Consider the following 22,607-nt stretch of genomic DNA (forward strand, 5'->3'; position numbering starts at 1 on the left):
GAGGGGATTCGATGACGGCACTGATGGCCAGGCACCGCCCTACGTTGTATAAGGCGATCGACGCCTGTAACAAACGCTACTCCTGGACGGCCTATCCCGAGAGTCCCAGCAGCAAAATCTGGGGTGCCAAGCCGCCGGTGGCGGGGAAGGAAAATTTTGAAGCCATGCTCGGGAGTGACTACCCACTGAACCAGCCCGGTGAAGTAGGCCGCACCGGGGCGGAAGTGTCTCCCTACACCGGAGAGCCTCTGGACATTACCTATCCGAAAACTGACATAGACACACTCTACGAGGCTATTGCTGTCGCAATGCCTGCCTGGCGGGACGCCAACCCGGAGACACGCCTGGGTATCTGTCTGGAGATTCTCGACCGCTGCGCGGGCCAACTGTTTGAAAACGCCCACGCAACCATGCACACCTCGGGTCAGAGTTACATCATGGCGTTTGCCGGGTCCGGTGCCAATGCCCTGGACCGGGGGCTGGAAGCGCTGGCCTATGCGGCCAAGGCCATGGCCGATGTCCCTGCCACGGCCCAATGGGAGCGTCAGTTTGGCAAAAGCGGTGCCGCCCGTCTGGACAAAAAATATCGGCTGATGCCCCGCGGCGTGGGCGTCGTTATCTGTTGCGCGACATTTCCGCTCTGGAATGGCTATCCCGCCCTGTGTGCGAGCCTGGCCACTGGCAATCCAGTGGTGCTCAAGCCTCATCCGGCAGCCATTTTGCCCGTGGCGCTGCTGACCACCGTGGCACGCCAGGTGCTGGAAGAGGAGGGTTTTGACCCGAATCTCGTCAGCATGGTGGCGGACACCCGCGATGCGCCCGCGACCATGGCATTGCTCGAACACCCGATGACAGCCATTGTCGATTTTACCGGCAGCCCGGCCTTTGGTGAATGGATTGAGCAGCACTGCAGTGACAAGCTGGTATACACCGAAACCGCAGGCTGTAACTCAGTGGTGATCGAGTCCTGTGAGAACCTGGAGGCCATGGCCGGCGCCATTGCGCACTCCCTGTGCCAGGCCTCCGCCCAGATGTGCACCAGCGTACAGAATATTCACGTGCCGGCGGGTGGTATCCGGGTCGGCGATGGCCACGCGAGTTTTGACGAGGTTGCCGCCGCATTGGTGGCGGCGGTGGACAAGCATTTGCACAACCCCCAGGTGTTGTGTGGCACGCTGGTGGACGAGGCCATACTCGCGACGATTGAACGCTATCGAGGTCTTGCCGCTGACCACGGTCAGCTGCTGCGTGATTCCGGCCCGCTCGACTATGCGGACTTCCCGGGGGCGCGCACGGCATCACCGCTGATGCTGGAGGTCACTGAGGCGGCCCGCGATATTTACCGGGATGAGATTTTTGGTCCGGTGTCGTTTGTAATTAAAGGTGCCGATGCCGAGGCCTGCCTGCGTGACGCCACCACTAACGCCCGTGAGCGCGGCGCGATAACCTCGCATGTGTATTCACTCGATGAGGCGTTCCTGGATCGCGCCGAGATGGCCTATCACAACGCCGGTGCCTCGGTGGCCTGTAATCTGATCGGCATGCCCATCAACTTTGCGGCGGCCTATTCTGACTACCATGTGTCGGGACTGAATCCTGCCGGCAATGCCTGTCTGGCGGATCTGGCGTTTGTGGCGAGTCGCTTCCGCATCGTGCAAAGCAAGCGGATGTAAGTCTTTGGCAGCGGCTTGTCGCACCTGACGGGCATTTCACCGCCGGAGCCTGATATCCGGGCCCCAAACTGATAGCATCCGCTCGTTTTCTATCCGAAGGAATCTCCCAATGAAAAAAATGATGAACGTGCTTGGCTTCGCCCTGGCGCTGGTCGCACTCGGCGTAAAGGCCGACTGGATCGAGCGCAGCGATGCCATTACCACCGAGGTCATGATGGCCCAGGGCCAGCACCAGCCCGAGCTGATGAGCTTCTACGGCATTGCCGAATTCGACACACAGGTGAGCAGCTATAGCGAGGCAGCTCGTCAGGCTAGCCTGGCAACCAACCGTGAGTTTGTCACTGAACTGCAGGCACGCCTTGAAAAGGAAGAGCATCGCAAGCTGCGCCAGGATCTGCAGATCCTGATCGATGCACTTGAGCGTGAGAACACGACTTCGGAGTTGAGTCACCAGTATGCGGTGCCCTATGCGGATCTGCCTTCGGACCTGTTTGGGGTATTCCGGTCGCTACTCGACAAGCGTGTCGATCCGGACCGATATCCTGCAGCACTGGTACGCCTGAAAAAGTACAACGGTACCGCCCCGGGTTTTGCGCCTGCGACCGAGCAGGCCATAGCCAGCGCTGAGGCACGCTTTGGCGTAGACGGCGTCGCTGGCCCCTGGGTGGGCGAAATCGATAACCACCTGAGCAGTGCCGAGGGCATCATTGCGGGTATCCGCAGCCTGTTTGAGGGATCTGGCCTCGAGGGATGGGAAGCGGACTACGACATCCTCGCTGAACAGCTCAACGCGTACATGAAGTGGGTGGACACCGATCTGCGCAAGCACGCGCGGGACAGCAACTTGTTGCCGCCGGCCCTGTATGCCGACAGCCTGCGTAACTTCGGTGTCGATGCCGAGCCCGAAGAACTGATTGCCCGTGCCCAGTACAGCTACCAGTTGCTGCGCAGTGAGATGAAGGCCATTGCCTGGCGGATTGCCGAACAGAATGGCTGGAAGGACAAAGATCTTGTCGCCGTAATGAAGCGCATGAAGCAGGACCAGCTCGCCGACGACGTGGTGCTGCCTCGTTACCAGGAGCGCCTGGCGATTGTGGAAGACATTATCCGTCGCGAGGACATCGTCACGCTGCCCGAGCGTCCCGCCAATATCCGGGTAGCGACCCCGGCGGAGTCGGCGGCTAGCCCCGCGTCGCACATGAGCCCACCGCAACTGGTGAACAACACCGGACAGTACGGCGAATTCGTGCTGGTTACCTCCAATCCGGCGCTCGGTGAAGACGCGCGTATGGATGACTTCAGCCACGACGCCATGACCTGGGCGCTGGTGGTACACGAAGCGCGCCCCGGCCACGAGCTGCAGTTCGCCCGCCTGGTCGAGGACGGCACTTCCCTGGCTCGCGCCAGCTACGCCTTTAACAGTGCCAATGTTGAGGGCTGGGGGCTGTATGCGGAGTCGATTATGCAGGAGTACCTTCCGCTGGAAGGCCAGCTGTTCAACCTCTATACCCGTATCATGCGCGCCGCGCGGATGTTCCTTGACCCCATGGTGAACACCGGCCAGATCAGCCGCGATGACGCCCGCGATTTCCTGATCGAGCAACTGGCGATGTCCAAGGCCATGGCCAGCTCAGAAGCGGATCGCTACTCGTTCCGGGCGCCGGGTCAGGCAACCTCCTACTACTGGGGATATATGGGTCTGAGCGCGCTGCGCACCGAGGTGGAGCTGGCGCAGGGCGATGCCTTTAACCAGCGTGAATTCCACGACTTCATTCTCCGCCAGGGTCTGCTCCCACCGGAGATGTTGCAAGCGGCTGTTCGCGAGAAGTTCATCGAGAACTGACCTGGTGTGGTCAGCGATACACTCAGTGTATGGCTGGCCTAGCGGACGATTTGGACCGGCGCTACCGGCGCCATGGTGCCGCTGGGATTCAACTGACGCATCTCCGGAATCATTGCCTGCAGGGCCGCCTGGCGATTGCCCGGCGCCGGGTGAGTGCTGAGAAATTCCGGCGGTGCTGAACCGCCGGCTTTGCCCATCTTTTGCCACAGTGTAACGGCCGCGTCCGGCTCGTAACCCGCCTGTGTTGCCAGGCGCATACCAATGGCATCCGCCTCGGATTCCGCGGTGCGTGAGTTGGGTAGTTCGAGCGCAACCTTGGCCGCTGCAGCGGCGCCCAGCATGGCTGCACCGTGATGGTCGGAGGCAACGCCGACGGCAACCACACCCAGGGTGGTAGCCATGGCACGCGACATGCGCTCGGCCGTGTGATTGGCCAGGGCGTGGGAAATTTCGTGGCCCATGACCTGGGCGAATTCATCATCGGTGAGCTTCAGTTTATCCAGCAAGCCGGTGTACACCGCCATACGCCCGCCTGCCATGCACCAGGCGTTCACTGTCTTGGGATCGTCAATAATGGCAACACTCCACTCCCAGTTGCTGGTATTCGGGTATTGCTGCTTGGCCACATAAACCAGCCTGCCCGTTATCGTGGCCACTCGATCCATCACTTTCGGGTCGTCGACGAGCTTGTTCTGCTGATCGAGCTGGTTAACCGTGGTCAGGTAGGCTTTCTTCGATTCGACTATGGCTGACTCGGGTGAGATTAGCATCAGCTGAGAGCGTCCTGTGGGGCTGGTGGCGCAGCCGGCGAGCAGTGACAGGGCCAGGGTGGCGAGCAGTAGTTTCTTCATGACATTCTCAAGCGGTTAGTAATAACAAGCCCTTATCGACGGACGCCGTTGAGCGCCGCCGCATCGGCCACTACATACTATGACATATTCCGCGTGAGGGAGGTTCAGGTCAGCGGTCTAATTCTGCCTGCAGTCGTTCCAGAGCACGCTCGTAGGCCTGCTGGCCCAGCATTTACTTGAGCGCGCAATCACTGCCTTCTGGGACAGAATCGACCCCCTCGGCGGTGTATTCGTCCCAGCGCAGTCTGGCTAAGAGAAGATGATTGGCCTTTTTCCGTGAGGGATTAGCGAGCGCTTTTTCAGTATATGGGATAACACCTTGTTAGATGCCCGGGTGAAGGGCGAACAGCGCTACATGTGGTTTTCGGGTCAGAAAATGCCGAGCACACGGGTAGCGTGAGTGCTGACACCGTTCGTTTCTGAACGAGGTTGGTGATTAGCCTGCTCAATAAAAGGAGAGCCAATGGCTCCCCTTTTTTTACTCGCTTAGTGCCGGCTTAAATCGCCAGGCCGCCGTCGATAGCGTGACCGGCTTCTTCGGCGCTGCGCATACCCTGGGTACCCACCTTGCCGTTGAGCTCCTCGCGAATCGCTGCGACGGATTCCTGTTTGGCATAGAACTGCGAATACCACTTGCGGCCATGCTTGAAGGGTCCGTCGGTCTTCAGCTGCATGATTTTCAGCGCGGGACGTTTGGTTGCCCATACGTTGAAGTCTGCGGCAAACGCCTCCAATGCACCGGCCTGGTAACCCTTCTGGATTTCCACATCCTCGGCGGTGGCCTCGGCATGGGCGCTCTTGTAGATAACGCCGTGCCAGGCCTTGATGCGGCCGTCATCGACCGGCGTGTTGAAGATCAGCTCGTAGATTTCACTATCGTCCCAGACCTGCTTGGAGCGCAGGATGCCGGGGCCGGTATACCAGGTGGTGGTGAACAGGAACGCGCCACCATAGGCCTGCATCGGGCCACCCTGGCGCTGGATGTAGATATGGTCGCGGAACTCGTTCTCGAAGTACTGGCTGGGTGCGCCGTGGGTAGGGCCCAGGTGCGCCATATCGGCCATGTTGTCGAGAACCTCCTGAGGATGGATATCCAACTCACCCAGGTGGTCCAGCGGGCCCATGACCCACTGCGGGTCGTCCACTTCTGCCAGTGTCGGCGCATCGTACTCGGGCTCGCCGCCATCGGGATCAAACCAGGCCATGACGGCGCCCAGGCTGTCGACCACTGGGTAGGAGCGAATGGAGGCTGATTTGGGGCACGGGCCGTCGTGATAGGGGATATCGTCGACATCGCCCTTATCGTTATAACGCCAGCCGTGATAGGGGCAGCGGATCGAGTCGCCCTCGATCTGTTCTCCGTTTTTGACGATCATCGAGCTGGTGGCGCCGGTCAGGTGGGTGCCCATGTGCGCGCAGTAAGCGTCGAGCATCACCGGCTTGCCGCTTTCGCCGCGGTAGAGTGCCAGGTCGCGACCCCAGAAGCGCACTGCCATGGGGCCCTTATCCAGTTCGGAGCTTTCGGCGACGACAAACCACCCGCGGGGGAATTCGTTGGGGCCGAGACCGTATTCAGCTGCAGTTGCCATAATTCTGCACCTCCTTGTAGACTTATTGAGGCTGAATTATAGCTGCGGCGACTGTTTACTGCGGTTCAAGCAGGTAGTCTATTGCCGATTTGAGCAGTCCCCGAAAGACCGGATCATCCCATTCATCGTCATTGTGTCCCAAAGTTAAACCAATCACCGTCCCCTTGCCTTGAGGGGCTTCCCACATGACGACCTCATCGTCCTTGCGCTGCAGTCCGCGCAACAGCGGGGTGACTTCGGGTGTGACGTAGTGACTGTTGTATAAATCCGTTTTCTCGGTGGTGTAACCCTCCGGGATGTTCAGTTGTAGCGGCGCATCGGCGACGGGTACGAGGGTGATCGGTTTCTTGGGTCCGTGCTTGGTGCTGGCAATACCGGTGAATTCACCCCATGCAGGTAGGCTGCTGTCAGGATGATCCTGTTGCCACTGTTCGAGGAGGCGTTTATTGGCCCTCGCTTTCCCCAGAGTGTTGCCGGGAATCGGCTTGCCCTTCTTAAACGTATCCCACCAGCTGTGCATGGCGCAGTGCACCAGTAATGCGGGCAGGCCGGCGCTGACGGTCTGGTCGATCAGATTGGTCATGGCGGCGGCCTCCGGAGACCGCCGGTATCGTGCGGTTCTCGATGCTGGATGAATGGTACCTCAATATGCGTTTTCGCGATGAAGCCGTTGTCGATATTCTCAGTGCGATCGCACCTGAATCAACCATGAAGCGCCGCAATGGCCCCCGCAGCGGCAACGATGCTGTGCGCAAGCTGGTTGCGGACGGTGTGCCCCAGGTGGTGGCCTGGGGCTATGAGCGCCCGGCGGCGGCCGCGGCTTTGGTTATATGGGCGGACACTTTCACAAGAACTGGCAGAATGATAATGCCCGCAACCTGGTACTCAATGCGATTGAGTGGACGATGGCGCGCTAAGCCCGGCGGCCTCCTCGCGGCGCTCAAAACTGCGCCCCAGCGCTACGCCGGTGCCCGCCCACAGCAGGGCAATGCCAGCGCCAACGCCGGCTGCTGCGCCCAGGCTGAGACCCAGCCCCTGGGTGAGTAGCGTGAACGCCCAGGCGTTAAGCATATCCCCACCCCGGTACACCACTATATCGATGACCGGTTTGGCCTTGAACCGGGTCTCGCGATCCACCGCGGTAAACAGCATCTCCCGGGCAGGCCTTGAGACGGCGTAATTACCCACACGCCTGACCACCTGAATGGCAATCACCGCTGCCACCGACGGAGCCGCCATAAGCAACAGCATGCCGACACAGATCAGCATGGGGACCGAGGCAAGTGTGAACGGCAGCCCCATGCGGGTAGCGATACGCCCTGTGACAAACATCCCGATGATCAGGGTCAGGGCGTTGACCAGCAGATCCACCTGAGCCCAGATCTGGGCGCGCTCCTCGCGGGTGTAGTCCACCATCAGGTTCTTCAGCTCGAAATAGACAAAGGAACTGATCGATGTATACAGCAGAATGAACACCCCGATGCCGAGCAGATAGGGGTTCTTCACAAACTCAGCGAAGCCCGCAAAGGGGTTGCCGCCCACGTATTCGAAATCTGTACTACTAGCGTGCACAGTCTGATTGTGTAGTTCGGTCGACTTCAGGTGTTGCACCCAGATGACCAGAGGCAGTGCCGCGAGAATCACCACGGTTGATATCAGCAGCATGGCGTCCGTGCTACTGGTGCCGGCCAGCAGCGAGGCAAACGCAGGACCGCCGATCGCGCCAACGCTGGCGCCTGCACCAATAAAGGCAAATAGCCGTTTCGACTGCGGCTGGCTGAAGGTGTCGGACATAAAGCTCCAGAACACCGAGATGTGGAACAGCGCAAACAGGCTGACCCAGACATAAAAACTCTTATCGACCAGGGTGCGGTCCTCGGCAATTTGGGTGCCGACATAGAACAGTGCAAACGTCAGGCCGAAGAAGGCATACACGCCGGGAACCAGCTTTTTGACCGAGAAACGGGCTACAGCAGCACCGTAGAGTGAGACTGCCGCGGCGCTGAAAAAGAACGTAAACGTCCACAGCCAACTCACTTCGGCATCGGTCCAGTCGCTGGCCATGGCATCTCGAACCGGGCGCAGCACGTAGTACGACGCCATAAGTACCAGTACCAATGAGAATGACGCCAGCGTGGCGCGAACCTCTTCGGGGCGGATGTCGCAGGCGCGGGCCAGCAGTCGCTGCAGCGCGCTCTCGTTAGCGGCCATCAGGCGGATAGCGCCTGGAATACGCGCAACATTTCCTCACGCTGTTTGGCGTCCGGCACCGGGCCGACATTGGCACCCATATTGTCCGCCATGTGGTGTGCCTTGGACGTGGCTGGAATCAGGCTGGTCACCGCCGGATGGCCAATGATGAACTTCAGGTAGAACTGGCCCCAGCTGGTGCAGTCGAGATCTTTGGCGACCTCGGGCAGCGCCTGGTTGCTGGATCGCTTGAACAGCGAGCCGCGCTGATAGGGGCGATTAATCATGGTGGCGATACCGCGGTCCTGGGCCAGTGGCAGCAGAGCGTCTTCAGCGGTGCGGTTGCCGATATTGTAGGTGAACTGGACAAAATCCAGCGGTTCCTTGCGCATGATCTCCAGCAGAGGTTCGTGGTCGCGGCCGTGCGAGGTGGTAATGCCGATATAGCGAACCTTGCCCTCATCCTTCCACTGTTTGAGCGTGGCCAGTTGGGTCTGCCAATCGACCAGGTTGTGGACGGCGATCAGGTCGAAATTCTCCACCGCCATGCGTTTTGCAGACAAGTCCATCTGAGCGATACCTTCATCGCGGCCCTCGGTCCACACCTTGGTTGCGGCGAATACCGAAGGCGAGGCGCTCATGCTTCGCAGTACGTCGCCAACCCGGGATTCGGCCTGGCCGTACATGGGCGACGAATCGATGACCGTGCCGCCTCCGGCGAAGAAAGCTTCCATGACTTTGGCGAGGCGAGCTACGGTGGCCTCATCTGCGCCTGCGTCGAAAGTGCGCGAGGTGCCCATACCGATGACGGGTATGGTCTCTCCTGTGCTGGGAATAGGGCGAACAATAGTGGCGGGGCCGCGCCGGAGACCGGGAAAGGCAGCGCCGCCATGGCCGCCAGTGAGGCTCCAAATTTGACTGCGTTTCTGCGAGTGATCATGCGTTGGGTTCCTTGCGGATATAGAGACAGTGTTCCAGCCCCCCAGGCGACGGTCAAGCGACTGCCCTGGGCACACCAGGGCATGGTTTTATGCCAGGCCGTAGTGGTTGTCTGTGTTGACGGGGAAAATGTCCTGGACTCTGACCACCGGCACCGAAAGAAAGTTCACTGCCTGCTCGCAGAATCCTGGCGACGTAAAAAAGGTGTAATGGAAGGCACCACTACTATACTGCTTAAAAGCGATTGATCATTGTTTGTTATGCGGGGCTTTGGAGCCCCTATTGTTGGAGTGATACATGCTGGAAATTTTCGCACTGATTGTGCTGGGTGTGCTTGTGGCCACGGCTATATGGCTGGTGGTAACCATTGGCAATATCCCGGGGAATATGGCGCGGGCGGTCAATCATCCCCAGGCCGACGCCATTTCGGTATTGGCGTGGATCGGTTTGCTTACGCTTGGACTGGGCTGGTTTATCGCGTTGGTCTGGGCAAAGACCAAACCGGTATTTGCCACGGCCGAGCTTGAACAACGCGTGGCGGAACTGGAGCGTCAGATGGAGCAGAAGGAGCCGGCCGCATGATTGCTTTTATATCCATTTGCTATGCGTTGCTCTACATCCTGATATTTAACAAGCTGGGTATCCTCAAAAAAACCATCGGCAACATCGCAGCATTCGCCGGTGTGGGGGTGGTGTTGATCGCCAGTATTGTCTTCATGTGGTACACCTTTGCGCCGATAAGCTCCGATGCGCGTATGTTCAGGTTTATTATTCCGATCGTGCCCAATGTGCGCGGCGAGGTCGTTGAAGTGCCGGTCCAGCCCAATACGCCGCTGAAGCGCGGAGAGGTGTTGTTTCAGATCGATCCGGAGCCATTTGAGATCAATGTTCGCCAATTGGAAGCGCAAGTAGCCCGTCACCAGGCGGAGAGGCGCCTCGCTCAGGTTAATGTGGAGCGTGCGGAGAAGTTGCTGCAGGTGCAGTCCGCCGCCCAGATCGATGTCGATACCTGGACGGCGAACCGGGATATTGCCGATGCCGCCATTCAAAGCGCTGAGGCGCAATTGGATAATGCGCGCTGGCAGTTGGGTGAAACGACCGTCACGGCCCCCTATGATGGCTACGTTGTGAATCTCCAGTTGCGCCCTGGCGGGGTGGTGACAACCATACCGCTGGCATCACCGATGGCGTATGTGTCGACAGAATCGAGCATGGTATTGGCCAGTTTCAGTCAGAGTGCGGTACGCAGAATAGCGGTGGGTGACGCTGCTGACGTGGTATTTACCAATGTCCCCGGGCGCACGTTCTCGGGTACGGTTGAGCGCATAGTCGGTGCCAGCAGCGGTTCGCAGTTCGCGGCGTCAAGTCAGCTGCCAACGTTGACTGGGGCCCCGGCAAATGATCGTTGGGCCGTTCTGGTGGACTTGGATGACAAAGAGTTTGCGCAGCAATTAGCTCAGGGCGCCGGTGGTGCAGTAGCTATCTATACATCTGCGGGTAAACCGGTCCACGTCGTCAGTAAAGTGGCCGTACGGATGAAAGCCTGGCTGGGATACCTGACCTCTCCCTGAGGTCATAGGTTCAGAATGTACTCACTTCTGGCCGTCATTTGCCTCCTGGTTTTTCTGTTCAGCCTTGTCGCGAAGCGGGCTGAACGGTCTATGTTTACCGGTCCCATTCTGTTTCTGCTTGCGGGAATGTTGCTGGGTGAGGCGGGTGCAGGTTGGGTGTCGCCGCAGATTACCCCTGATGTACTGCGCGTGCTGGCGGACATTACGCTGGCGCTGTTGCTGTTTGCCGATGGTGCTCACTCGGATCGGGCATCGTTGCGCGATCACGCCCAGTTGCCTGTGCGTATGTTGGCCATTGGTATTCCCGGCTCCATCTTGTTGGGTGTGGCCGTGGGTATTGTGCTACTGCCGGCATTTGATCTCTGGCAGCTGGCCATTATGGCGACAGCGCTGGCCGCGACGGATGCAGCCCTGGGCAAATCGGTCGTCTCTGATCCCCGTGTTCCCACGTATATCCGCTCCACCCTGAATGTCGAGAGCGGTCTCAATGATGGGCTGTGCGTGCCCATCCTGCTGGTGTTCATTGCCCTCAGCCAATCACATCATGGCGATGAGCCAGGCATGATAGCGCTTGCGCTAACAGCCCAGGAAATTGGCATCGGCCTGCTGGTAGGGCTGACCGTGGCAGGCCTGGGTTTTCAGTTGATTGCCCTTGCGAAAGCACGTGGGTTCATCAACAGTCTCTGGAAGCGGGTGCCCACGGTTATGTTGGCGTTACTGTGCTTCGCTCTGACTCAGTCGCTGCACGGTAGTGGCTACATCGCCGCTTTCTCTGGCGGATTGCTGTTTGGGCATCTGGCACGCCAGCGAGTGCATCACATGGTGGTGGATGCTGAGGGAATAGGCGAAGTCCTGGGGTTGACCACCTGGTTCCTGTTTGGTGCTGCGGTTGTACCTATCGTCTCCCAGCGGCTCAGTTGGGACGTGGTGGCCTATGCACTTTGCTGCCTGACCTTTGTACGTATGGTGCCTGCGCTGGTGTCTCTCATCGGCAGTGGCGTGAGTATGAAGCACGCTTTATTCATGGCCTGGTTTGGGCCCCGTGGGCTGGCTAGTATCGTCTTCGCGATAATTATTCTTCACGAGCAGGTCAAAGAGGGCGATGACATAGCAGTGATCATCGCCTGCACGATATTCCTCAGCGTGATTCTGCACGGTTTAAGCGCTGCTCCATTGGCGCATAGATTTACCAAGTCCTGACGAAGCCAGCGAACTGCTGGCGCTGTATGCGCAGTTATGGTCCGCTGATCTATGAGGTTTCCTTGGCGAGGCGAATTTCGAGCGGTTTCAAGGTGTCCAGATGAACATCCCGCTGCGGGAAGGAAATGACAATACCCGCTGCGTTGAACTTGTCATTAATGATAGTGCGCAGCTCGGTCCAGGCGCGTGGACGTTCTTCCGGCACGTAGCAGCGCAACCAGAGCAGCAGCGAATTGTCGCCGAAGTCCTCAAAGGTGGCAGTGGGCTCTGGCTCAGTTTGTACCAGCGGTACCTCGCGAGCGGCTTCCAGCATCAAGTCCATGGCTTTGCGAACATCCGTTCCATAGGCTACACCGACGGGAATCACCACCCTTACATTGGATTCCGACAACGACCAGTTAATTACCGGCGTGGTGATCAGTTCCTTGTTGGGAATAAGATGTTCCTTGCCTTCGAAGGTCTGCAAAACTGTGGCTCGAGCGTTAATGCTCTTCACCGTACCTTCGGCGCCGCCAACACTGATAATGTCGCCTACCCTCACGGGCCGTTCGAAAAGTACAATCAGGCCGCTGATAAAGTTGGCAACAATTTCCTGCAGGCCAAAGCCAATACCTACACCCAGGGCGGCCACCAGCCACTGCAATTGCGACCAGTCCCAGCCCACCGTCGCGAGGAACATTGAGACGCCGATGGCAACAACGGTGTATTGCATAATAATGCTGCTGGCGTAACGCGCGCTGGCGCTAACGTCGACCCACTCCAGCAGGAATAAGGTGACTAACGACGGAAGGTGCTTGGCGACCAGTGCGGTCACCACCAGAATGAAGATGCCTACCACGAGATCCATCAGAGTGACGGTGCGCAGGGCGCCCGTTGGATCAGCGGGATCATCCACTTGCCAGAGTCCCACGGAGTCGAGCAGGATGGAGCCCGGCAAACTCGGAGACCAGATAATCCACAGGCCAGTGCCCAGCGCGACGAATCGGATCAGCATTAGCAGCTTGTCGTGTGCTTCTGACAGCGATTCCACATCCACCAGGTCGTCGATTTCCAGGTCGGTTTCATCACCGTCCTCTTCCCTGGCGCGCAGCTCTTCCTTGGCTTTGCGCTCCAGGCGCGCACGGAGGATGAGCAGTGCGCGCTCGAAAATATCGTTGAAGATTTTGACTGCGAAGACCAGCACGATGCTGAGGATGATGGCGTCCAGGTAGATCTTGGCGGCAAACAACAATCCCAGGGTGAGCATGCCGAGGGTGATGGCGGGCAGCAGTATCATGAGGCGCAGGAAGACGCGCAGGTTGCGGTTGTCGTGAAAAAGAGGGTCGCGAAGCAGCCGTAAACTGATGGTAATAATCGTAGTGGCTACGGCCGCCGTTGAGGTGGCCCCCAGTGGGCCGCCGCTGGATGCCGAATCCAGTTTCAGCATAATGGTTTCGACCAGCAGGGCAATAAGAATCAGGGGGCCAGACCAGCGCAGTTCTTTGCGTAACACTTCCAGCATACGCGCGTCCCATTTCAGGAAGCGCCGGCCAATGCCCATGGGGCTGAGCAGTTCCTTCACCAGTAACAGGGCATACAGCCCGACCGCCACGAACTGCAGGGCAGGCGCGAGCGCCTCATACAATGAACTGGTTTGTGGGAGCTGATAGAGGAACGCGCTGGCGATGTAGACGGCGAGCGGTATCGGCAGCACCAGCAGAGCGACGAGGCAAAGGCAAAGGAGAATGTTGCTCAGGGTTTCTGCGTTGAGCAGCGCCGGTTGAGCCAGACGGCCGTTGTATATCGATTTAAGGGGCCTGTGCAGGGCAATGACGGCGAACAGTAGCGCGAGTAATACCGACCCCCAGTCGTGAATCTGATAGCCGCGCAGAAGCACGCCTGGGAGATTAAGCCAATCGTCTACTGACGAAACGCTAGCCATCTGGTTGATCAGGGCGCCTGCACCGATGAAATTAAAGTTGCGCACCCACATCAGGTTGCCAACCAGAAAGCGTTGAAAATCATTGGCGACCAGAATGAGGTTGCTGGCAGACTCGTTGTTGTTGAGCAGGTTCTGGATGAGATCGCGCAGCGAGTTGAGATTACTCTCAACCAACTGACGGCGCTGATCGATCATTTGAATGACGAGTTCGCGACTCTCGGTATCGTCTGGCGATAGTGTCGCGAGAATCTCGGAGTTGTAGTCGCGACTGCCGATAATTTTGCGCAACTCTTCGTCATAGTCGATGTAGTAGAGTGACAAATTAGCCACCCGGTCATTGTTGTTGCGCACCTGACGTCGAATACTGTCTATGTTGGGTAGGCTCTCGAGCATCTGGATCATGACCCGACCGAGAATCTCCTTGCGCCCGGCCACATCCAGCCGACGTTTCATGAGCGAGTAATCTGATTCCATGCTCTCCAGCTGACGCTTGATCGCGTCCCCCTTGGAGACCGCCTCATCGTTATCGAGAGCGTGCTCGCGAGCTCGCTCAGCGAGCACGCGATTGTGTGCGGCAAATTCGCGCAGCTGCGGCGCCAGGCTGCTGATCTGTTCTTCCAGCTCGGTGGTGGTCACCACCTCTTCTTCAGCGGCTTTACTGCGGGCACTCTCTGCGGCAGTGCGCAAGGCAGCCAGTTCCTGGTCTGCGACTTCGAGGTCGTATGACACTTTCGCTGATTCCGCGGACCCGATCTCCATGCGGGCCGGGCGCGTCAGCAGGTCAACTTGTAACCTGTGTTGTTCCGCATGCAACGCCTGGTCGCGAGCGCTACGCAGCGCGTTTTTTACGCGCTCTTCCAGCGTATCACCGGTCATGTTGGGTGCTGCGGCGTTCTGGGTCAGCAGGCCCTTGAGTTCCGTGAGGCGGTTCTGAATGTTCTCGCGTTGCTGCGGCCACTCGTCCAGTTCCGTGCGCAACTCGTCGCGACGCTGGGCGAGGCTGCTGCGGCTGGCCTCTAACAGCGTAACTTCGCTTTCCAGTTGTTCGAGCGTCGCATCAGCTGGCACCAGGCTATCCGAGTCAGTTGCTTCACTGCGTAACGCATCCAAGGCGCGCTTGAGGCGCTCGGCCTCTTCGGGGGCGGACTTGGCCAAAGCATTGAGTTGCTCGGCCTGCTCGGTATTGCTCTGTGCGTCTCGGAGCTGTTGCTGGGCGGCCTCTAGCTGGGTGGTGAACTGGGTTTTGGCCTCATCGCCCAGCGCAGTGTCCAGATTTACCTGATCGATTAACGCGGTGAGTTTGTCCTGAGTGATTGGCGCTGGCTCGCTGGTTTGCTGCGCATTGACACTGATGGCCAACAGGCACAGAAATACCAGGTGTGCAAAGCTCCATTGCAAGCGTGTCATCCCGTTACTCCTGTGTCCGGGCCACCTGTCAGTCCCGGTTGAGTTCTGACCTGGCTGTGGCTAGCAGGTCTGTGAAAATACGAAAGCTTTCATTGGCAGACAGGCGTTCCTTGACCAGTAAATCAAACGCCTCCTGTTCCAGTGTGTCCAGTTCGCCGAGGCGTTCCGTGACCGATCTGGAGGCGTCCTGCCGAATATCCATGATTCGAGTATAGAATACGTCAATCCGATCTTTCTTCGTTCGCTCGCGCCAACGTGCAAACGCCAGAGATGCTGAGATCAGCAGGAACGATACATATACCAGCATGTTGATAGTTTCGGCGTACCTTTCGATAAATCCAGGGTTGTCTCGCTCAAAGTAGGCGCGAGCCCCGCGGTGCAGCGGAAAACTGAGGTCCAGGGGGTCGAAGGATTCGTTGATGCCGGCAAACAAGTGAGGTGCAATGGCGGTGAAGCGTGGTTTCTGCTCCAGAAACGTGCGCGTCAGTTCGTAGATGCTGGCCTCAGAGACATCCTTGCGGGCGATGAGCAGGGTGTCGACGGCGACTGTGGCAATGTCGGTTTCGTTGCCTGGCAGATCATAGGTTAGCGCCGGTATGGTTTTGGGCTTCATGTTTGGTGCAGTGTAGCCGATACCTTCTTTGTAGAACTTGCCCTGCGGGTTTAGTTCATTATCCAGCGATACCAGTGAGTAGCCGGGTGTGGCCCAGGGGGTGTTGCTGGGGTCGATGGGGCCGAAGTACACGATGATGTCTGTGGTGCCGGGGTCAAAGGCTTCGCTGATCGTGTACTGGTCTGGTGTCAGCCCCATGCGATGGGTGACCAGTTCGATAAAGCGGATGCCGGCAGCGGAGCGATTGGCAACATAGAAATCTGCCCCGTTGAGTGGGTTGCCCAGGTCTTCAGGCTCGAGGTCATCCCGGGCGAGTATATGCAGGACACTTTCGAATACGGGTAGCACCGTGCGTAAGCCTTCAACAAAGGGCGTACTGTTTTCGAGGAGTGCGAGATCGGCAAGGTCAGAGGTGAGCGCGTCCACCGACGATGTTCCCGGCGGCGCCTCCGCCGGAATAAGCGTCAGTTTTGATTGGTCTTCGAAGATGGCGTGGACCGCGTCTGAATCGAATTGACGGTATTCGGCGATGAGTATGCGGGCAGAGCCCACGGTGGTGTCACAGCTGATCAGCAAAAGCGTGGCTAGCAGCAAGAGGGCGCGATAAGTCATTCGCTAAGTGTAGGCCAAAGGCTTGTTTAGCGAAACGCAGTGTCGGCGCCATGGCCAAGCTCAGTGTTCTATGCTGATAGAGCGCAAAGTGGGAAGCTCAAAGGAGGCTACTCATGTTTTTTCTGCGTCTTTTGCGCCTGGCCTGGCTGCCAGTCTGCCTGTGCATGTCGCACTCGGCTATGTCATCAGAGAGTGCAGATGTATCGCCTGCTACCGATGAGGTGGTTTTGAATAATGGCTCGCGCTTCGTTGGTGAGCTCACAGATATGCGTGATGGAGCTGTACAGTTTGCAACGGAGTTGCCGGCACGCTGGAAATTGCCGTTGAGCATATAGCCTCGATAACTACTGGCGGTACGGTTTTTGTGCAGATGGCTGATGCATCGGTTATCGAAGATTTGCCGCTACACATCGAGGGGCACGAGCTGCTAGTGCCCGGTGAGCAACTGCCTCTCCCTCTAGAGACCTTGCGTGTGGTCAATCCTGAACCCTGGGAGTTGGGCGAGGGCTATAAGTGGACGGTGGATATCAGTTTTGCGTTTTCGATTGAGCGGGGTAATAGCCATTCTTACGAATTGGATTACGCGATGAACACTGTGTGGCAGTGCCAGGATGATCGCTACATCCTCAAGCTCAGGGGTGAGCTTGACGAAGCCAACGACAATAAGAATGCGGACAACTGGAACATTATCGGCAAGTACGATTCCTATTTTGATCCGCCGGATGGGGAGGCATTTGGCAGCCGCAATTACTGGGGCCGGCACATGTACGCGGAGGAAGATCAGTTTGCAGACCTCAATTTGCGTTATTTTACCGGACCCTACATCGGTCGCGACTTTCTCATCCGGCCGAGGTTTAAGCTGTCTGCCGAAAGCGGCCTGTCCTATGTCAGTGAAGACTTTATCAACGCCCGTGTTCAGGAGTATCCCGGTGCCACCTGGAATCTGGAGCTCAGCAGTGATTTTCTGGGTGGTGATTCCAGCCTGTATATGGATCAGCTGGGAGTGTGGAATCTGTCGGAAACGTCGGACATGGTCATCAACACGTCTTTTGGCCTCTCTTTCCCATTGCTACTGGGGTTCGAGGCCGCCGCGGAGATTCTTCTGGAGTACGATTCAGGATCAGTGGAGGGCGTTGAACGCATGGATGAAACCTATGCCCTGCGGTTGGGTTATTACTGGTAGCGGCGCTGTAGGAGCAGCGCGGCTGTCACGCTGCACATGAAGAGGCGCTCGACGGCTACATCTTGGTGGTAAAGGTCAGCACAAACTGCGGACCTTCAATATCGATGGCCCCGACGGTGTCGGAGAAGTCCAGTTCCGCTGACATGTAGCGCACGCCAAAGCCTAGGTGCTTGCCCTTGGCATAGCGATAGTCGAGGCCGGCGCGCGCGTAGTAACCCACATCCCAGTCGGAGGCTTCCGAGCCGTTAACCACGATGGTGCCGCTGGGCGCCGCCACTTCCTCGTCTTCCAACTCCAGCTTGCCATACATCAGCATGGGGCCGGCGCCGGCATAGGCTGCCAGTTTGGGCGCCAGGCCGCCGCGTACATAGGCGCCCAGGTGCATTTCACCCAGGAACAGACCGTTGTCCAGATCAAAGCGAATGACGGCGCCATTGTCGCCGCCGATAACGCCTGAGACACGGGTGTCGCTGCTTTTCCAGGAAATGCTGCCGCCCGGATTAATGCCCCAGCGCCAGGTGTCACTGCCCCCCCAGGCGTATTCGGCTTCGAGGCCGCCGCCGAGCATGGATGAGGGGAATTCCACATCGGCGATCTCGCCGCCCAGCTTGTCCCAGCTTGCGCTCTGGTCATCCAGTTGCAGGTTACCGATAAAGCCCTGGTAGAGAGGTGCGTATTCAGTTTCCTGATCGGCATGGGTCGCCAGGGACGTCAGCCCGAGCATTGCCGAGCACAGGGTAAGGGGGAGTAGAGATTTCATCAGCTGTTCGCCAGCATCCATTTGCGTAGTCGGTTGGAGTCACCAAAGGGGGTGAGTTTGCCGAAGGAGTTGAGCAGCACGATAGAGACATCCTCGCCTTCGATATTGGCCTGCATGACGAGGCAGCGCCCGGCTTCGTTGATATAGCCGGTTTTGGACAGCTCGATATCCCAGCTGGCGTTTTTCAGCAGGCGGTTGGTATTGCCATAGGTGAGGTGGCCGCGACCGCGATACGGGTATACATCTTTGCGGGTTGTGGTACTGGCCTCGGTAATCAGCGGGTAGTCCTCGGCGGCTTCAATCATTTTGGCCAGGTCGCTGGCGGTGGATACGTTCTCTGACCTGAGGCCGGCGGGGTCTGCAAAGTGGCTGTTGTGCATGCCTAACTCGCGGGCTTTGCGATTCATGTCGGCGAGGAAGTTATCCATGCCACCGGGGTAGGTTCTGCCCAGTGCGGTGGCAGCTCGGTTCTCCGATGACATCAGTGCCAGCAGGAGCATTTCGCGGCGGGTCAGGCTGGCGCCGTATTCCAGGCGCGAGCCGGTCAGTCGGATCAGATCGCGATCGTCCTTGGTAATGGTGATTTTTTTATCCAGGGAGACGCCCGAGTCGAGAATGACAATGGCCGTCATCATCTTGGTGATGGAAGCAATGGGGCGAACGGTGTCTACGTCCTTGCCGTAGATCAGGTTGCCCTTGTCATCCAGCACAATCGCCGAGGCGGATTTCAGCCCCGGGTTGCCCGGTAAGTCGGTAAATTTCGAGGTGCCCGCTAGTGCGGATGTCGTTGCACAGGCCCAGATGGCCAGCCCCGTGCAGAGGTTTCTGGCAATTCGCATGGTCTTCACGTCCCGCATGGGGTTAATAATAGTTTTCGACCATTTTGCCCCAGCGAGGGCTAAATCACCAGCATCAGCCGGGCTCTGACTCGGCCCCTGCTTCCACCCGTAGCAGGCCCCGGAAGGCCCGGCTGGCGGTGGCATCGCCGGCCAGCACCCGCGAAACATCCTGGGCAATAGGCATCTCCACGCCATGTTGGGCCGCTAGGGCCATGACCGCCGGCGCACTCTTCGCGCCTTCGGCCACCATGGTCATTTCCTCGATGATCTCTTCCATGCTGCGCCCCTTGCCCAGCTCAATGCCCACGTGGCGGTTGCGGCTCTGGGCGCTGGTGCAGGTGGCAATCATGTCGCCCATGCCCGCTAGGCCCGCAAAGGTTTCTGCGCGGCCGCCCATGGCGGTGCCCAGGCGGGTGATTTCTGACAGGCCGCGGGTAATCAGTGCTGCCCGGGTGTTATCGCCGGCGCCCTGGCCGTCGCCCATGCCCACGGCAATAGCAATAATGTTCTTGAGGACGCCACCCAGTTCGCAGCCGATCACATCGGTATTGGTATAGACCCGGAACAGACCGCTCTTGAAGACTTCCTGAAGTTCCTTGACGATGATTTCATCTTCCATGGCAATGACGCTGGCCGCTGCTTGCCCGGCCATAATCTCCCGGGCGAGGTTGGGGCCGGTCAGCACGCCCACCGGGTGCCCCGGCAATTCCTGTTGGATGATTTCCGTCATGCGCAGCTGGGTGCCGCGCTCGAGGCCCTTGGTCAGGCTGATCACAGGCACCCAGGCACGAATGTGAGTCCTTACTTCCTGAAGCACGGTGCGGAAATTCTGTGAGGGTATGCCCATGACAATCACATCGGCACCGGCGACCGCCGCGCCAATATCACCGGTGGCTTTGAGGTTGTCATGAAGTTTGGCGCCCGGCAGGTATTTGCTATTCCTGTGCTGTTCGTTGATCTCGGTGACAGTGCCTTCGTCGCGCGCCCAGATTGTCACGTCGGTGTTGCGGGCTACCAGCGAGGCCACGGTGGTGCCCCAGGAACCACCGCCGAGAACGGCGACCTTCAATTGTTTCATGCAGTGCTCCTTACACAGACCCGCTATTGGCGACACCAATCGCCCTGATGACATCGATGCGCCTGATCATTTCGCGCAGCTCGCGTGCGACTTCCAGGCGTTTTTCCTTGAGGTCGTCTGCGCCGCCCTCGGTCAGCTGGCGGCTTTGCAGCATTTTATAGGCATTCTTGAACAACAGCTTGCCGATAGACGATTCGCTGGAAATGCGCCGCTGTAGATACACCTGGCGGCCATACGTAAGTGCATCGGCAATACACTCTGCCTCTTCCAGTGAATCATACGCCTCCTTGCGCGCCAGCATGGCGGCGACCACTGAGTAGGCTTCGGTATAGGTCAGCAGGGTGACGTGGGCGACCAGCGGCGTCATGTTCTGGAGTAGCGCGCCAAACCCGGCGGCACCCTGGCCGACGAGGGTCTCCCAGTCTTCGCTGTAAAGCGACATCTCGTCGCGAATCTGCTGGTGGAATTCTTCGGTCGGTGCGTAGAAGAACTCGAACTTGAACAGGTCGCGCATCCGGTCTACCTCGCGCCAGAACACCTCCAGCGCCCAGCTCTCGGGCATTTCGGTGGCTTTGACCAGGGCCAGTTCGATAATCGCCTTGTTGACGAAGAAATGAATGACAGTATTGCGGTAGTAGCTGGCGACTGGATGCTGCTCCAGACCAATGCCGTAGACGACCTCCGGGCCTTCGTCATAGCGGGTGACGATGTTCTCGTCGATCATAATGCCCAGTGGGCCTTCAAGGTGATCACCGAATGCACGGTCGAAATCCGGTGAGATGCGCAGCTGGCGGCTCTCTGCCCAGGCCAGCAGGGCTTCGAGGTCCGCCACCAGTTCCGCCTCGGTGAGCGCCTTGGGCGCGGCACCCAGCAGGCTCATGGTGACCAGCGAGGGCAGGGTAATCGGGGTGACCTGATTGGCTTCCACCGCCACCTCGAAGGCGATCTTGGATAACGCCAGGCGGTCATCGGGGTTGGGCGCCTTGTTGAGTACGACCGGTTCGCCGATATCCATGTAAACCTTGCCCATGGGGCGGGCGAGGCTGCGTACATAGCCGACAAACCACTTCAGGGATTCAGCGCCCTTACCGCGGCCGGTCTGCTCTGTGGCGTATTCCTCGACATCGCGAATAATGTCGTAGCTGATCGAGACGGGGATGATATGGATGTTTTCTGCCCCGGTGTAATAACAGGCCTCCATCACATACTTCAGCAGGCCGTAGCGCGGCGGCATGAGTTTACCCATGCGTGAGCGGGTACCCTCGAAGGACCAGTTCATCGGGAAGCGCTTTTCCATCAGGTAGCCGATGTAGTGGCGCAGAGTGATTTTGTAAAGCTCGTTGTCCTGAAAGCTGCGCTTGATGAAAATAGCGCCGGCGCGGTGCAGCAGGTGGCCGAGAATGGGGAAATTGAGATTCGCCCCGCCAAACATATGCGGCATGGGGAAATCGTTGTCGTACATGACCTTGGGTACGACCATGCCGTCGAGATACGTCTTGTGCGTCCACAACAAAATGGAGGGGTGGTTGCGTACGACGGTGCGTGTTTTCTCAAGCGCCGCCTGGTCGTAGACAATGTCTTCTTCGTAGCCCAGACCCAGGCAGAAGTTGTTAAAGCGGGCATAGAAGTCGATCCAGAAGGAACTGGGCGTGGACACCATCTCCTCCATGTAACCGGCTGCTTCTTTCATGAGCGCGTCTTTCGACTTGCCCGTGGCTTCGGCCAGTGCATCGAGCTCTGCGTTGTACTCGGCACTCGCCATTAGTGCCGCGGCCACGTGGCGGGGCATCTTGTAGCGACCACCTTTCAGCTTGCGCTCCTCGAGGTCGAGGACCACCGCCGCCTGGCGAGCTACAAAGTTGGCAAATTCTTCCTGGGAGACTGTCTGGTCTGTGCCCTGCTGATTCTGGAAGCGTGCCTGCAGGTTGGCCATGGTGTCTGGCGCGCCGGCGAGCAGATTGACGCGCTCCGGGTGCTCCTCGAGCACTTTGCGGCCTTTGCGTGGCGACGGCTTGCGCGGGTCGCCGAAAACCAGATAGCGGAGTCGGCCGCGGTTGTCGTCAGATGACCAGTTGACGCGCAGCGGGGCAATAATGGTGTCTGCCGGCAGTGCCAGCGACATGACTAACTGGCCGCTGTCGAAGCCGGTGCGTTCGTCCTTGAGATCGATCACGACCTGGGGTGCATCGAAGGCGGCCGACGCATCGCTGTGTACCTCGATCCACTTGCGCAGTATCTCCTCGTCGAGGCTATTGCGCGCATCGAGAATAAACAGGACTTTCTGGTTGTTGCGATCTGGCCAGGGACTTTTATTGTCGTAGAACTGTTCCAGGGTCAC

Annotated in this window: 17 protein-coding genes; 6 read left to right on the forward strand and 11 right to left on the reverse strand. The window is 58.5% G+C overall.

The window, feature by feature from the left end:
- Positions 1-11 precede the first annotated feature (11 nt).
- Both paaN and BST95_RS04770 read left to right on the forward strand, forming a co-directional pair.
- Complete coding sequence (gene paaN, locus BST95_RS04765; RefSeq protein WP_084198367.1) at positions 12-1,673, forward strand: phenylacetic acid degradation protein PaaN; 1,662 nt, start codon at positions 12-14, stop codon at positions 1,671-1,673.
- Between the two features lie 109 nt (positions 1,674-1,782).
- Entirely contained in the window at positions 1,783-3,516 is a 1,734-nt protein-coding gene (locus tag BST95_RS04770; RefSeq protein ID WP_084198368.1) for a DUF885 domain-containing protein, read from the forward strand.
- A gap of 38 nt (positions 3,517-3,554) precedes the next feature.
- Here the strand turns inward: BST95_RS04770 and BST95_RS04775 are convergent, their stop codons facing one another.
- The 5 genes from BST95_RS04775 to BST95_RS04800 form a co-directional block, all read right to left on the reverse strand.
- Positions 3,555-4,367: a M48 family metallopeptidase gene (locus tag BST95_RS04775; RefSeq protein ID WP_084198369.1), complete on the reverse strand. Its 813-nt coding sequence runs from the start codon at positions 4,365-4,367 to the stop codon at positions 3,555-3,557.
- A gap of 497 nt (positions 4,368-4,864) precedes the next feature.
- Positions 4,865-5,956, reverse strand: coding sequence for a Rieske 2Fe-2S domain-containing protein (locus BST95_RS04780; RefSeq protein ID WP_084198370.1), 1,092 nt, complete (start codon positions 5,954-5,956; stop codon positions 4,865-4,867).
- Between the two features lie 55 nt (positions 5,957-6,011).
- Entirely contained in the window at positions 6,012-6,539 is a 528-nt protein-coding gene (locus BST95_RS04785) for a type 1 glutamine amidotransferase family protein (RefSeq protein ID WP_084198371.1), read from the reverse strand.
- Positions 6,540-6,841: 302 nt separating this feature from the next.
- The gene (locus BST95_RS04795; protein WP_169843855.1) at positions 6,842-8,167 is read right to left on the reverse strand and encodes an NTP/NDP exchange transporter; all 1,326 of its coding nucleotides are present in this window, start codon (positions 8,165-8,167) and stop codon (positions 6,842-6,844) included.
- Positions 8,167-8,946, reverse strand: a complete 780-nt coding sequence (locus tag BST95_RS04800) for an aldo/keto reductase (protein ID WP_169843856.1) — start codon at positions 8,944-8,946, stop codon at positions 8,167-8,169. Before BST95_RS04800 ends, BST95_RS04795 begins: the two co-directional genes overlap by 1 nt.
- Before the next feature lie 436 nt (positions 8,947-9,382).
- Between BST95_RS04800 and BST95_RS04805 the strand changes: the two genes are divergently transcribed.
- Genes BST95_RS04805 through BST95_RS04815 form a run of 3 tightly spaced genes read left to right on the forward strand, consistent with a single transcriptional unit; the run spans position 9,383 to position 11,856 of the window.
- Positions 9,383-9,667 (forward strand): DUF3302 domain-containing protein, encoded by a 285-nt coding sequence (locus tag BST95_RS04805; protein WP_084198372.1) that lies wholly within the window; start codon positions 9,383-9,385, stop codon positions 9,665-9,667.
- Entirely contained in the window at positions 9,664-10,656 is a 993-nt protein-coding gene (locus BST95_RS04810; RefSeq protein ID WP_084198373.1) for an efflux RND transporter periplasmic adaptor subunit, read from the forward strand. The genes BST95_RS04805 and BST95_RS04810 overlap by 4 nt, the downstream gene beginning before the upstream one ends.
- A gap of 15 nt (positions 10,657-10,671) precedes the next feature.
- Complete coding sequence (locus BST95_RS04815; RefSeq protein ID WP_066056104.1) at positions 10,672-11,856, forward strand: cation:proton antiporter; 1,185 nt, start codon at positions 10,672-10,674, stop codon at positions 11,854-11,856.
- Positions 11,857-11,905: 49 nt separating this feature from the next.
- On the opposite strand, the gene BST95_RS04820 is transcribed toward BST95_RS04815, so the two are convergent.
- Together BST95_RS04820 and BST95_RS04825 are read right to left on the reverse strand one after the other, a co-directional pair.
- On the reverse strand, positions 11,906-15,184 hold the full coding sequence (locus tag BST95_RS04820) for a mechanosensitive ion channel domain-containing protein (protein ID WP_084198374.1): 3,279 nt from the start codon (positions 15,182-15,184) through the stop codon (positions 11,906-11,908).
- A 28-nt stretch (positions 15,185-15,212) separates the two neighbouring features.
- Entirely contained in the window at positions 15,213-16,409 is a 1,197-nt protein-coding gene (locus tag BST95_RS04825; protein WP_084198375.1) for a TAXI family TRAP transporter solute-binding subunit, read from the reverse strand.
- Positions 16,410-16,779: 370 nt separating this feature from the next.
- On the opposite strand from BST95_RS04825, the gene BST95_RS04835 reads away from it, so the two are divergent.
- Positions 16,780-17,592 carry a DUF481 domain-containing protein gene (locus BST95_RS04835; protein WP_146004223.1) on the forward strand — a complete coding sequence of 271 codons (813 nt, stop codon included), beginning with the start codon at positions 16,780-16,782 and terminating at the stop codon, positions 17,590-17,592.
- A gap of 55 nt (positions 17,593-17,647) precedes the next feature.
- Here BST95_RS04835 and BST95_RS04840 read toward each other — a convergent pair whose 3' ends face one another.
- From BST95_RS04840 to BST95_RS04855, 4 genes are all read right to left on the reverse strand, one after another.
- Positions 17,648-18,352 carry a hypothetical protein gene (locus tag BST95_RS04840; RefSeq protein WP_146004224.1) on the reverse strand — a complete coding sequence of 235 codons (705 nt, stop codon included), beginning with the start codon at positions 18,350-18,352 and terminating at the stop codon, positions 17,648-17,650.
- On the reverse strand, positions 18,352-19,191 hold the full coding sequence (pbpG, locus tag BST95_RS04845; protein ID WP_084201046.1) for a D-alanyl-D-alanine endopeptidase: 840 nt from the start codon (positions 19,189-19,191) through the stop codon (positions 18,352-18,354). The genes BST95_RS04840 and pbpG overlap by 1 nt, the downstream gene beginning before the upstream one ends.
- 73 nt (positions 19,192-19,264) lie before the next feature.
- Positions 19,265-20,269 (reverse strand): NAD(P)H-dependent glycerol-3-phosphate dehydrogenase, encoded by a 1,005-nt coding sequence (locus BST95_RS04850; RefSeq protein WP_084198379.1) that lies wholly within the window; start codon positions 20,267-20,269, stop codon positions 19,265-19,267.
- Between the two features lie 10 nt (positions 20,270-20,279).
- Positions 20,280-22,607 (reverse strand): glycerol-3-phosphate 1-O-acyltransferase, encoded by a 2,328-nt coding sequence (locus tag BST95_RS04855; RefSeq protein ID WP_084198380.1) that lies wholly within the window; start codon positions 22,605-22,607, stop codon positions 20,280-20,282.

Origin of the sequence: Halioglobus japonicus (assembly GCF_001983995.1) — a bacterium.
GTDB lineage: Bacteria > Pseudomonadota > Gammaproteobacteria > Pseudomonadales > Halieaceae > Halioglobus > Halioglobus japonicus.

What these genes read in the sequence shown, in the direction of transcription:
- paaN (WP_084198367.1), top strand. Translation starts at nt 12, where the DNA reads ATGACGGCACTGATGGCCAGGCACCGCCCTACGTTGTATAAGGCGATC.
- BST95_RS04770 (WP_084198368.1), top strand. Translation starts at nt 1,783, where the DNA reads ATGAAAAAAATGATGAACGTGCTTGGCTTCGCCCTGGCGCTGGTCGCA.
- BST95_RS04775 (WP_084198369.1), bottom strand. Translation starts at nt 4,367, where the DNA reads ATGAAGAAACTACTGCTCGCCACCCTGGCCCTGTCACTGCTCGCCGGC.
- BST95_RS04780 (WP_084198370.1), bottom strand. Translation starts at nt 5,956, where the DNA reads ATGGCAACTGCAGCTGAATACGGTCTCGGCCCCAACGAATTCCCCCGC.
- BST95_RS04785 (WP_084198371.1), bottom strand. Translation starts at nt 6,539, where the DNA reads ATGACCAATCTGATCGACCAGACCGTCAGCGCCGGCCTGCCCGCATTA.
- BST95_RS04795 (WP_169843855.1), bottom strand. Translation starts at nt 8,167, where the DNA reads ATGGCCGCTAACGAGAGCGCGCTGCAGCGACTGCTGGCCCGCGCCTGC.
- BST95_RS04800 (WP_169843856.1), bottom strand. Translation starts at nt 8,946, where the DNA reads ATGGGCACCTCGCGCACTTTCGACGCAGGCGCAGATGAGGCCACCGTA.
- BST95_RS04805 (WP_084198372.1), top strand. Translation starts at nt 9,383, where the DNA reads ATGCTGGAAATTTTCGCACTGATTGTGCTGGGTGTGCTTGTGGCCACG.
- BST95_RS04810 (WP_084198373.1), top strand. Translation starts at nt 9,664, where the DNA reads ATGATTGCTTTTATATCCATTTGCTATGCGTTGCTCTACATCCTGATA.
- BST95_RS04815 (WP_066056104.1), top strand. Translation starts at nt 10,672, where the DNA reads ATGTACTCACTTCTGGCCGTCATTTGCCTCCTGGTTTTTCTGTTCAGC.
- BST95_RS04820 (WP_084198374.1), bottom strand. Translation starts at nt 15,184, where the DNA reads ATGACACGCTTGCAATGGAGCTTTGCACACCTGGTATTTCTGTGCCTG.
- BST95_RS04825 (WP_084198375.1), bottom strand. Translation starts at nt 16,409, where the DNA reads ATGACTTATCGCGCCCTCTTGCTGCTAGCCACGCTTTTGCTGATCAGC.
- BST95_RS04835 (WP_146004223.1), top strand. Translation starts at nt 16,780, where the DNA reads ATGGCTGATGCATCGGTTATCGAAGATTTGCCGCTACACATCGAGGGG.
- BST95_RS04840 (WP_146004224.1), bottom strand. Translation starts at nt 18,352, where the DNA reads ATGAAATCTCTACTCCCCCTTACCCTGTGCTCGGCAATGCTCGGGCTG.
- pbpG (WP_084201046.1), bottom strand. Translation starts at nt 19,191, where the DNA reads ATGCGAATTGCCAGAAACCTCTGCACGGGGCTGGCCATCTGGGCCTGT.
- BST95_RS04850 (WP_084198379.1), bottom strand. Translation starts at nt 20,269, where the DNA reads ATGAAACAATTGAAGGTCGCCGTTCTCGGCGGTGGTTCCTGGGGCACC.